The sequence below is a fragment of the Psychrobacter sp. Arc9 genome (assembly GCF_041431295.1).
In the GTDB taxonomy this organism is placed as follows: domain Bacteria; phylum Pseudomonadota; class Gammaproteobacteria; order Pseudomonadales; family Moraxellaceae; genus Psychrobacter.
Genome location: NZ_JASMRK010000006.1, coordinates 96037 through 108099, shown reverse-complemented (window position 1 = coordinate 108099; position 12063 = coordinate 96037). Strand labels below are relative to the sequence as shown.

At 42.6% G+C, this 12063-nt stretch carries 9 protein-coding genes; 4 read left to right on the top strand and 5 right to left on the bottom strand.

The window, feature by feature from the left end:
- Positions 1–8: 8 nt before the first annotated feature.
- A complete protein-coding gene (locus QO187_RS05155) occupies positions 9–1250 on the bottom strand; it encodes a carboxynorspermidine decarboxylase (protein ID WP_102094531.1) in 1242 nt (413 codons plus the stop codon).
- Positions 1251–1349: 99 nt separating this feature from the next.
- Between QO187_RS05155 and QO187_RS05150 the strand changes: the two genes are divergently transcribed.
- Positions 1350–2015, top strand: coding sequence for a DUF924 family protein (locus tag QO187_RS05150; RefSeq protein WP_102094530.1), 666 nt, complete (start codon positions 1350–1352; stop codon positions 2013–2015).
- 133 nt (positions 2016–2148) lie between these two features.
- Here QO187_RS05150 and QO187_RS05145 read toward each other — a convergent pair whose 3' ends face one another.
- The 3 genes from QO187_RS05145 to lpxB all read right to left on the bottom strand — a co-directional run bounded on the left by QO187_RS05145 (position 2149) and on the right by lpxB (position 5929).
- Positions 2149–3390: a CAP domain-containing protein gene (locus QO187_RS05145; RefSeq protein WP_102094529.1), complete on the bottom strand. Its 1242-nt coding sequence runs from the start codon at positions 3388–3390 to the stop codon at positions 2149–2151.
- A 321-nt stretch (positions 3391–3711) separates the two neighbouring features.
- The gene (locus QO187_RS05140) at positions 3712–4590 is read right to left on the bottom strand and encodes a ribonuclease HII (protein ID WP_102094528.1); all 879 of its coding nucleotides are present in this window, start codon (positions 4588–4590) and stop codon (positions 3712–3714) included.
- A gap of 22 nt (positions 4591–4612) precedes the next feature.
- Positions 4613–5929, bottom strand: a complete 1317-nt coding sequence (lpxB, locus tag QO187_RS05135) for a lipid-A-disaccharide synthase (RefSeq protein WP_102094527.1) — start codon at positions 5927–5929, stop codon at positions 4613–4615.
- Between the two features lie 429 nt (positions 5930–6358).
- Between lpxB and QO187_RS05130 the strand changes: the two genes are divergently transcribed.
- Positions 6359–7441, top strand: a complete 1083-nt coding sequence (locus tag QO187_RS05130; RefSeq protein ID WP_102078467.1) for a 3-deoxy-7-phosphoheptulonate synthase — start codon at positions 6359–6361, stop codon at positions 7439–7441.
- Positions 7442–7618: 177 nt separating this feature from the next.
- On the opposite strand, the gene pepN is transcribed toward QO187_RS05130, so the two are convergent.
- Positions 7619–10219, bottom strand: coding sequence for an aminopeptidase N (gene pepN / locus QO187_RS05125; protein ID WP_371547713.1), 2601 nt, complete (start codon positions 10217–10219; stop codon positions 7619–7621).
- Positions 10220–10638: 419 nt separating this feature from the next.
- On the opposite strand from pepN, the gene QO187_RS05120 reads away from it, so the two are divergent.
- Positions 10639–11247 (top strand): DUF6231 family protein, encoded by a 609-nt coding sequence (locus QO187_RS05120; RefSeq protein WP_371547686.1) that lies wholly within the window; start codon positions 10639–10641, stop codon positions 11245–11247.
- Positions 11248–11388: 141 nt separating this feature from the next.
- A complete protein-coding gene (gene pal / locus QO187_RS05115) occupies positions 11389–11907 on the top strand; it encodes a peptidoglycan-associated lipoprotein Pal (RefSeq protein ID WP_101205056.1) in 519 nt (172 codons plus the stop codon).
- Positions 11908–12063: the final 156 nt, after the last annotated feature.

The following is a 12063-nucleotide window of genomic DNA, read 5'->3' as shown; positions in this document are numbered from 1 at the left end:
ATATCGCGTTAAGACAAGCTGGCTTTATAATCTTGATAATCAAACTCGCGCTGGATATCGATACTGCCATCCAACCGGCGGATGACAATCGCTGGCATGTTGACCCCATTAAACCAATTCTTCTTCACCATCGTATAACCAGCAGCATTGCCAAAGGCAATCTGATCGCCTATCTGAAGATTACTCGGTAATGCATACTCGCCGAAGATATCACCTGCTAAGCAAGAACGACCATAAATAATGGTATGGTCTGCCGACTCAGCATTGGCTTCAGACGGCGCAGCTTCTGCTGGATTGCCAGTAGGTGCAATATTGCCAGCAGTATTATTGATCGCGGCAATCGGTGCGGACTCACGATAGATAAGCAAGTCGAGCATATGTGCTTCAATCGAAGCGTCGACGACGGCGAGATTTTTTTGATTGTGCATGGTGTCTAACACTGTCGTCACCAACGTGCCCGCACCGTGAATACTGGCTTCACCTGGCTCAAGATACACTTGCACGCCATAAGTGTCGCTAAACGCTTTCAAACGTGCAGCCAATTTTTCTAATGGATAATCAGGCGCAATAAAGTGGATACCACCGCCCAAGCTCACCCACTCAAGCTGCGCTAAGATATTACCAAATCTTTCTTCAATATCAGCCAAGCTTTCACTAAAGGCTTCAAAACTGTCATTTTCACAATTGTTATGAATCATGACGCCAGTGATATCGCCAAGTACCGCTGCGATTTTATCTTTATCATGCTCACCAAGACGGCTAAATGGGCGTGCAGGATCAGCAATCAAAAACGATGAGTTGCTGGTTTTTGGATTGAGTCGTAGACCTACAGGTATATTTTGCGCGGCGGCTTGCACTTTAAAAGCGTTGAGCTGTGAGATTGAGTTAAAAATGATTTTATCCGCATAGTTCAGCACTTCAGGGATTTCATCTGAACTATAGGCGACGCTATAAGCATGCGTTTCTTTTTTATCTTGGCTATTGGCATCATCGTTATTGCCAAAGGTCTCATAGCCCAATCTCACTTCATTAAGTGAAGACGAAGTCGTGCCATGCAGATAAGGCTGCATCACATCAAAAACGCCCCATGTGGCGAAGCATTTTAGTGCTAATAATGCCTTTGCACCAGACAGCTCACACAGCCTAGCGATGATTTTCATATTAGCGACGATGGCCGCTTCATCAAGCACGTAGTAAGGCGTTGGTGGCAATGTCGCGTTGATAGAATTCTCTAGATTTTTTGCATTCATAATAGATTACCTAATAGACACTCTGCTGTTGGTATCTTGACAGACAGATATAAATATTTGCGCTATAGTAGACTAAATTCATCATAATTAGAATATCTTATGGCACTCTCAACCGATTATTCCACTTCAGCCAGTCGATCCCATTCATCACAATTGGATCCAAAAAACATAGATTTGACTTATCTAGATCCTGATGCGCGTGCCGTGTTGGATTTTTGGTTTGATAAAAACAATGAAGCTTACTGGTTTGAACAAAACGATCGTTTTGATAAGCAGATACAGGATAAGTTTGGTGACCTTTGGCATGCAGCGAAACAAGGCGAATGTGTCACTTGGCGTATCGCAGAGTCTTCATTGGATGGTAATAGCTCGATAACGGCGTTGGCAGGACGCTTGGCAGAAATTATTGTGCTGGATCAGTTTTCACGCAATTTATGTCGCAAACAAGCCTGTGCTTTTGCCCAAGACGGCATGGCATTAGCACTCGCCCAAGAAGCTATTCAGCAGCCATACTTTGATACCTTACCGATGCAGTGGCGTCGATTTATGATCATACCGTTTATGCATTCTGAGTCAGCGCTGATTCACGACCGTTATCTACCATTATTTAAGCAATTAGACGATGCTACCACGCTAGATTTTGAATATCGTCATAAAGAGATCATTGATCAATTTGGGCGTTACCCACACCGCAACGAGGTACTAAATCGCGACTCAACTGAAGATGAAAAGAACTTTTTAAAACAGCCTAACTCATCGTTTTAGGCGAGACTCCTAGTGTTGTATGAAGATAATTAAAGTTATTACAAAAAAATCATCACATAAAAAGAAGGTCTAGACCATATCATTGGTTCAGACCTTTTTTTACGACAAATATTTAGAGAGTATTAAATACTTATTAGTAATTTACCTTACCAGTAGTAAACGTAAATGACTGCTGCTCTAATGTTTTATCGTCAACCAAAATATCAAAGCTGACCTTATATTCGCTATTACCATAAAGTCCACAATTACCACCTTTATTACTACCTGATTCACAGCTTTTGAGCGCATCAGTTAATGGCAAAATAAATGCTTCATTCGTTGGTAGCGCATAATTCGTACCTTTGTACGGATCATTGTCAGAATCAAGCAATTGAATCGGCACATCTATATTGCGCTGCACATCTCTGAATTTAACGTTACTCACTTTAACTTTATCAGCGGATGGCATGTTGATATAAACCGGCTGTCCGATAGGATCAGTACGTAAATTACGCCCAGAGCCTCTGACTGGATTTGGGGTTTCGTTATAAAGTGCAGTAACTGTCCCCGTCACATCTTGACATGGGTACGTAAAAACGCCTTCAAGCGTTTTATTTGTCGTGGTTTTTGTCCCTGCAGCATTGCTTACCAAAACATAGCCTTTATTGTTAGCAGCATTTTTACTACTAGGCGTATAGGTAACCACTCCTGTTCCTACTACGCCTGAGGTTGGCAACATTAAAGAGCGTAGATGATAAGGCGCCGACAACAACGATTTTGCCATAGAGCTTGCCACAGCTTCTGTGCTCAAAAAATTGCCTGCCGAACTATAATAGACAGACTGGGCAATGTTTTCAGTAACGCTATATTGCGAGTTGCCATAATCTGCATTGATCAATCGATCTGCCAGATCTAATCCACTGAAAAAAGGATTGTTAGAACCTGTCACACTAGCAATATCGCTGATTTCATTTTCGAAATGCGCGTTAAAGCTGGTTGGTGAGCTATTAGCAAATACATGTTTAATATAATTTGCGTGTTGAATAGCAATATCATCTAGTTCTGTATCAACGGATAGACCATTTAGACCACAGCTGGTTCTTGCTAGACTGAACTGATTATTTGCACTTAATGCTGCTTGTACATTGTTCTCAGCTGACCCATTGCCACCAGCGTTAGGAGCACCACCACTTTGTTCAGTTGGTGTCGCTATAATCGGAGCAGAAGTAATAGGTTCTGACGTGGTTGGCTCGGCAGTTTCATCACTTTGTGAGTTATCTGGTGTATTAGCAGATGTAGAACTACTATCGGAATCACCGCCTCCGCCGCACGCGCTGAGAAATATGGTTAAAAATAGCACTGCCGCAAGATTTTTCTGAGAAGTATAAGAAGTCATCGCTCATCCTATAAAATAATAGCCTGTTTGTGAAAAGCAATGAGAACCAAAATCAGTTACAGGTTAGTTAGTAATTGATTTAACAGTGTTTTATTTCAATATAATGTCTATTGTATTACAGATTATGAACTTTTGCTCATTATTTTATAAAAAACCTGCTACTCGCTGATTGCAGGTAACAGGTTTCTTTTTAGGTCTATAGATTAACACTATGCTTAGGCTATTTTTAAGGCAAAAATATTATCTATAAAGCACGATTCTTTTGTATTTGCTATACAGTCACTTTTTCATGATCACGTTTCTATAGTCGCTTTTTTATGGCTACTGTATTTCTAGCGCTTTTCTTACTGGTGCGAAACTACGTCTATGCGTTGGCAAGACACCATGTTTTTCGATTGCTTCCATGTGCGCACGCGTCGGATAGCCTTTGTGTTTGGCAATACCATATTCCGGATATTGAGCATCCAGTGTATACATCGATTCATCACGACTTACTTTTGCCAATATACTGGCCGCTGCAATACTAGTATGACGCGCATCGCCTTTTACCCATGCTTGACAGTCAATTGCAAATGGCGCTACCTCCAAATGTTTAAAGCTATCATAGTTCAAGTCAGGGCAACGATTTCCATCAAATAGCGCTTCGATCTTTAATTGATCGAGCGACGTGCTTTTATCATTTCTAGTGGTCGAGAATTTTTTAAAAATCACTTCTAGCAATGATTCAGTACATAAGCGCATGCCAAGCATCGTTGCTTGCAAGATATTCACCTGGTCGATCACTGCTGCTGGTATATCAGCGATGATATAACCGATAGCATGCTGCTGAACCAATGGATAAAGGATATCGCGCTTTTTTTCACTCAGTTGTTTGGAGTCTGTCAGTATCGACAACGGCGTGTCTTTAAGCGGTTGTTCCTCAATCAAACCTGACCAAGTCGCAGGTAATATTGCCGCCGCCACATTGACACTACCTAGTAATGGTCCGCGCCCTGCTTCATCAACGCCGATTTGTAGTATTGATTGCTCCGTCTCTTGGTTATCATTAGTCAGATATTGAGTAAGCAATTCAGCGGTATTCATTTGCCCATATAAACGTATGGGCGCTGCTAACTGAACATATTGTCCTTTAACATCAATATGCTCAATATTAATATCAATTACTTGAACTGGGCTTTCTGTACTGTGTTGAATATACATAATATTAGAAGGTCTTTCTTGTTTAATTAGGATTGACGGTATCGGTATTTTGGATAAACCACTGTTCAATCACGCTGTTTGCAGGCTCATGGTTGCTTTGCTGCTGTAGCGACTGCTTTGTCACTAGTAAGTCGTGTAATTGCTCGGCATAAGCGCGTGGTTGCAGCAATCGCATTACGGTGCGGCAGATATTGTCACCGCTCGCCTGCTCTTGAATCAGCTCAGGTACGATTGGCGCATTAGCCAATATATTAGGCAATGCCACATATGGTACTTTTACCAGACGCTTGGCTATTTGGTAAGTCAGCTGATTTAATTGATAGACCACTACCATCGGACGTTCAAGCAGCATTGCCTCCAGCGTTGCTGTCCCAGATGCCAGCATCACAATATCTGATGCCGCCATGGCATGTTGGCTAAATTCTGGCTGGGTATCATCGTAGACCACTACAATTGCTGCACGTAGCTGTTCTGAGCGTTGGTCGATCACTTCTTGCACAATATATTGATGGTTTTGATCGACCGTTGGAATAATAAAGCACAGCTTAGGATCTAACAGGATTAACTTTTGGATGCCATCAAGCATCAATGGCAAAATGGCTGTAATTTCACCGCGCCTAGAGCCTGGCATCACACAAATAAGCTGACTCACATCATCAAATCGTTCGATGAAGAACTGCTGCAACCCATCATTGTCCCAGACCAACTCACTGCGACGTTGATTGATTGGTGTATCTATCAACGTCTGATCAATGGTTCGTAGCAATGGATGACCCACACAGATCGCCGGATGGTTATGTCGCTCATAAACTGGCAACTCAAACGGGAATAAACATAGCACCAAATTGGTCGCTGCTTTAATATTATGGATACGCGACTCGCGCCACGCCCAAATAGAAGGACTGACGTACTGCACACAGAACACGCCTTGGGGCTTTAGTTTTTTGGATACTCGCAAATTAAAATCAGGCGCATCAATACCGACGAACCAATCAATATTGGCAGCCTTAAATGCGCTCAGTAGCTCGCGGCGCGCTTTAAGCAAATCTGGTAGCTGCGACATTACCTCAACCAGACCCATCACTGCCAAACGCTCTAATGGGAAAATACTCTGTAGCCCTTGCGCATGCATCTTCGTACCGCCTACGCCTACCCAGACAATATCATCACGTAGATTATTCATTTGCCGCATAAAATCTGCGCCTAAGCTGTCGCCAGATACCTCACCTGCGACGATGCCTATCACTAGCGGCGTAGCATTTATCTTTGCTACTTGAGAATCCGTCTCGGCTTGATGAATGAGGTCAGTATGGTGATGAGACGTAGCAGAATCTGTCATGACAAGCTCTCGATATTAGAAATACACAAAATAAAATAAACCGTTATTATAAAATATAACGTAATAAATCAGCGATACGAACTCACAGATAATGTGCGCACTCATCCGTACTGTTTTAATGCCACAGTTTGGGCCACCCATCGCTAATGTTGCTATCATACTTGACGATGATACAAATAGCGAAATTCACGCATAAAATCTGAGCGTTATGCATCAAAAACTCAACCAACTCTTATTAATAGATAGAAAAACCAAATGCTAAACGTGCATTTAGAACGTCAAATATCATGCTAAGTCTCTATAAGTATAACTAAGTTTTAGTTTCCTCATTCCAGTTATCAGTCAATTAACTGCTCGACTACCCTTGTCAACCAACACTTTTGTCCGCATAATGATTATTCCTATAAATCAGCTAGACGATATATAACCATGACAACATCAGTTACCCATAATGCAGATATTGACGACGTGAATATTGAAAAATTTATTCCTTTGATTACCCCCGCCGAGCTAAAAGCCGAGCTGCCTCTGTCAGACGACGCGTATAACACCGTACTAAAAGGTCGTAATACTATTCAAGATATCTTGGATGGTAAAGACAAGCGTTTGTTTGTGGTCATTGGCCCTTGCTCTATTCACGATATCAAAGCCGCTCACGAATATGCCGATCGTTTAGCCGTATTGGCAAAAGAAATCGAAGACAGTGTATTTGTGGTCATGCGTGTTTATTTTGAAAAACCTCGTACGACGGTTGGCTGGAAAGGCATGATCAACGACCCTGACATGAATGACAGCTTTGATATAGAAAAAGGCTTGCGCACGGCTCGTAAATTGCTACTTGATTTGAATGAAAAAGGTCTACCTTGCGCGACCGAAGCACTTGATCCAAATACGCCGCAGTACATCCAGGATCTAATCAGCTGGTCAGCCATTGGTGCACGTACCACTGAGAGCCAAACGCATCGCGAAATGAGCTCTGGTTTATCATGCCCAGTTGGCTTTAAGAACGGTACTGATGGTGGTATGACAGTTGCTGTAAATGCCATGCAAGCGGTTAAAGAAGGTCATAGCTTCTTAGGTCTATCATCAGATGGTAAAGTCTCTATCATCAAATCTAAAGGTAACCCTTACGCGCACGTGGTACTTCGCGGTGGTAATGGCAAGCCTAACTATGATGAAACTGCGGTAGCCCAAGTTGAAAACGAGCTGGCAAAAGGCAAGACCAATAGCAAGATTATGATTGACTCAAGCCATGCCAACTCCGGTAAAGACCCTTACCTACAACCGATGGTTATCAAAAACGTTGCCGAACAAATTCAAAACGGCAATAAATCAATTATCGGTATGATGATTGAGAGTCACTTAAAAGGCGGCAATCAAAAACTGACTGCTGATTTGAGCCAGCTTGAGTACGGCAAATCAATCACCGATGGCTGCCTAGATTGGGATAGCACCGTCACAGCATTACGTGACTTACGTGATATGGTAAAAGATGTACTACCAAATCGCTAATAGCTATCCGCGATAAATTATCGTCGAGCAAACGATAAAAAGCCCCTTTCGCATCAATGCGAAAGGGGCTTTTTATTTATGAACGTTGTATAAGAAATACTGTATTCTAAAACTTGGTTAGCAATGATCATCACGATACATGTTTCATTAACTGGTCAAAGCTAACCCTGTTCTCAATTAACTATTTGCAGCACCTAGTACACTCTCTAAGCTTTCGAGCACATGCTTAGATGAGACATTCTTTTGTAAATCTATCAGCTGCTCGTGCGCCATTTGACGACGCGGCTCAGCCAACGTATTCCAGCGGGCCAGTACTTGCAGTAAGCGTGACGCTAACACAGGGTTAGCATCATCTAATTTCTGAATCACGCCCGTATACATCTCTAAACCTTCTGCCGTCCAAAGTACCGTCGGTTGCGAGCTAAAGGCGCTGATGACCGAACGGACACGGTTAGGCGTATTCCAATCAAAGTCCGTGTGCGTCAGTAGCGACTTGACCGTGTCAGGCGTCACATCGTCGGCGGCAGCTTGGACACTGAACCACAAATCGATAACCAGATCGTTTGCTTGGAAACGATCATAGAAGTCCGCTAAGTACTTATCTGCACCTTCCAGCTGATGATTGACCATGGCCTTCAATGCACCAAAGCGCTCAGTCATACAGCTCGCATTATCATACTGCTGCTGTGCCCAGTCTGCTGCATCATCCACATTGACAGTCAACGCCATATCAAGTACGACATTACGCAGCGCACGAATACCTCGAGCTTCAGCGCTATCCTCATAAGACTGCATTGGCAGGTTATTATACAGCTCAGCCCATTGGCCTTTTAACTTATCAGCTACTTGCTTATACAGCCCATCGCGCTGCTCTTTAACCAACACTGGATCGTAGTCTTTAGAAATAGCAGAAGCCAACTCTTGCGCTGATGGAATATCAAGTAACCGTGCCGCTAGCATCGCATCGTCAGCCGCTAAGACAGGCAGCGTCTGCGCCAATGCTTCTAGGTATACATCAGGGCTGCTCTTCCCACCTTGTCCTTGCAGCAAAATACGATTTACCAGCATTTGAGTAACTTGCCAGCGGTTAAACCCATTGGTTTCATGCTTAAGCAAAAACGCTAAGTCTGCATCTTGGTAGTCATAGTTGAGCTGTACTGGCGCGCTAAAGTCACGTAGTAATGACACGACAGGCTCGCTTGCGACATTCTCAAAGACAAACGTTTGCGTCGCCTCGTCAAGCAATAACATACGCTCAGCAACGATAGCGCCTGAGTCTTTGTCAAATAAGGCGGTTGCTACAGGTATCGGCAATGGTTTTGGTGCATCAAAGCCTTTAACATGGCGTGTTTGCTGATTCAAAGTGATGGTCAGCGTCTGTGCGTTGCTATCATAGGTTTGAGAACCCGATACCACTGGCGTACCAGGTTGACGATACCAATCAATAAAATTCTCGATTTTGTCATCGGTGATACTCAGTGCTGATAAAAAGTCCTCAACCGTTACCGCTTGTCCATCATAGCGACGGAAATATTCATCTGTTCCTTTGCGGAAATCATCTGGCCCTAACGTATTGGCAATCATGCGTACAATTTCAGCGCCCTTCTCATAGACAGTCGTCGTATAAAAATTATTAATCTCAACAAAACTCTCTGGACGTACCGGATGTGCTAATGGACCTGCATCTTCGCTGAATTGATGGGCACGCAGGGTCGCCACATCATCGATACGCTGTACCGCACTTGACTGTTGATCTGCTGAAAATGACTGATCACGGTAAACGGTAAAACCTTCTTTCAAGCACAGCTGAAACCAATCACGGCAAGTGATACGGTTACCAGTCCAATTATGAAAATACTCATGAGCAATAATGGCTTTTACGCTAAAACTACGGGCATCGGTGGTCGTCTCAGGGCTAGATAACACGCAAGCGGTGTTAAAAATATTCAAGCCCTTATTTTCCATCGCACCCATATTAAACTGGCTGACCGCCACAATCATGTAGCGATCTAAATCATAGGCTCGACCATAATTGACCTCATCCCATTTCATGGCATCCTTTAAGGCTTGCATACCGACATCGCATTTATCAATATCAGCAGACTTGGCATACAACTCAAGCAATACTTCTCGACCTTCGCTGGTCGTATAAGAATCTGTCAATACATCTAAATCGGCAACTACACAGGCAAATAGATAGCTTGGCTTATTGGTTGGATCGTGCCAGATGGCGTAATGGCGGTCTGGCGCGTCGGCCACTTCACCTGCTTCGACTAAGTTACCATTGGCCAATAACGTCGGATAGCGCTTATCTGCTTCAAGTCGCGTGGTAAATATCGCTAGCACATCAGGGCGATCCGGATAAAAAGTAATCTTACGGAAACCCTCTGGCTCGCACTGAGTCACAAACATAGTATCGTCGCCACTGCCCGCCATATACAGACCTTCAAGCGCCGTATTAGTCTGTGGGTAGATACGCACTTGAATATCTAAAGTAGCTCGCTCAGGGGCATTATAAATCGTCAGCTTACCCGCTACCTGCTGATAATCCTCAGTGCTCAGTGCCTTACCATTCATCGTAATCGTTAGCAGCTCTAATGACTCACCAAATAAGACGATATCCCCTGCCGTTTGGCGTACCATTTCAAGCTTACTGTCTACCTGCGCGTAGTCTTCAAACAGCTTAATATCTAAATGTACTGTCTCGACATCAAAACTTGGTTTGGTATAGTCTTTTAGATTAATCTTGCTTGGCGCATGAGGCGGCACATCTGGCATTTCAGGATTGATGATTTGTGCATCAGTTTCAGCAGTAGACATATGGTGTCCTATTATTATCGTTGATTTGGTTATAAGTTATTTTTACTGGGAATGAGTAATATCATTTCGCTATTTACAGAAGACTCTAGTGCAAATAAAGACTTTGCCTTCAGGCTAACTACACCAGCTAAGCACTTAGTAAACTAAGCACATAGACAAAGCTTTGCAATGACTAAGCTAATTTTTATACTAAATTGGTTTTCTTGTTAAGCTTATAGCTAGATTGACCTAAATCGCCAAATTTCAAGTATGTAGAATAAGATATCGTCGGTTCAAGATGATTTAAATATGAAACATACGTTATCAATTGGATAATGTTGTTGAAAATGATTTAATAGTCGTACTGATGACCAATCATTTAACTAACGGCCTATTATATGACAAAAAATACGGTGAAACGCGCAGACATTACCCTACCTTTGCTTATGGAGTATGTTGAGGCACTACTACCCTCATTGACGACTCAGACAGAACAGTCACCTAAGCATAAAAAAGATAATAGTGAAGCATTATGGGTAACACATAACCATGCGGATTTATTAGCACTACAAGCACAACTTGACGATACTACATCTACTAATGAGAACACTGAATCAAGGCTGAACGCAGTACACTTATCAACGTTATCAGATCTTGCTAAACAGCATGTACCTGATCGTTATGAGCTTGCTTGCTTTTGGCTACCCACCTTGTCAGAAGAGCTGACTCAACACTATGTACCGCTACTCATGCGCTACCGTGACCTGTATGCCGCGCATTTACTTATCGCATTGGACAGCTCGATAGATTTGAAACCTTATGGCTTTACGCCATTTGATATATTGAATGAACCATCTCTAAATATTGATGACATTCAATCTATTACCTCGTCAACCGTTACTGCGACGCTTTGGCAATTTAATCTATATGACTACAAACAACTCCCAAATTGGCTCAATGCTGATTACTGGGCTAACCCTGAAAACTGGGGCAAGCACCGCTGGTAATACACTCAATTTTATCTATCATAATTTACAGTAAAAATACTTACATAAATTAACATTTAGTATATTATAGATAGAGATTGCCTAAGTTTTATCGGAAGCAGTTTAAAAAAACAAATTTAATTAAAATTTTAGGAGCTCGTCATGTCAATCAGTTTTTCTAAGATCGCTGTTCTTGCTTTATTATCAAGTGCCGTTGCATTAACCACTGGTTGTGCTACCAAGCGTTCTACCTCAGAAGTTGTCGTTGCCCCGCTAGGTATCCCAGGTGGACAAGTTGGCTACAACGGTGCTGTTATCGTTGATAACTCAAACGCTGTCATCACTGGCGCTGAGAATATACAAGCAGTGGTCTACTTTGCCTTTGATAGCAGTGAAATTACTGCTCAATCAGCGAGCGTCCTTAATCAACACGTAAGCCTGCTAAATTCAAACCCAGCAGCGACTGTCGTTATTGCAGGTCATACTGATGAGCGTGGTAGCCGCGAATATAACATGGCACTAGGTGAGCGACGCGCACAAGCTGCACGTAACTACCTAGCTGCTCAAGGTGTCACTGCAAACAACATCCGTGTGATTAGCTATGGTGAAGAGCGCCCTGCAGCAGCTGGTAACACTGAAGACGCGTATGCACAAAACCGTCGTGCTGAGCTGTCTTACTAAATTGTGATTTAGCGTTATTTATAGCGTTTGATAGTTTAATTAAAGCCCAGCAAGAGTATATTGCTGGGCTTTTTGGATTTTTAGTAGGTTAATTAGATATAAACTATTTAAATATAGCTTTTGTATGACTATCTATGTATCAAATACATAGCGTTC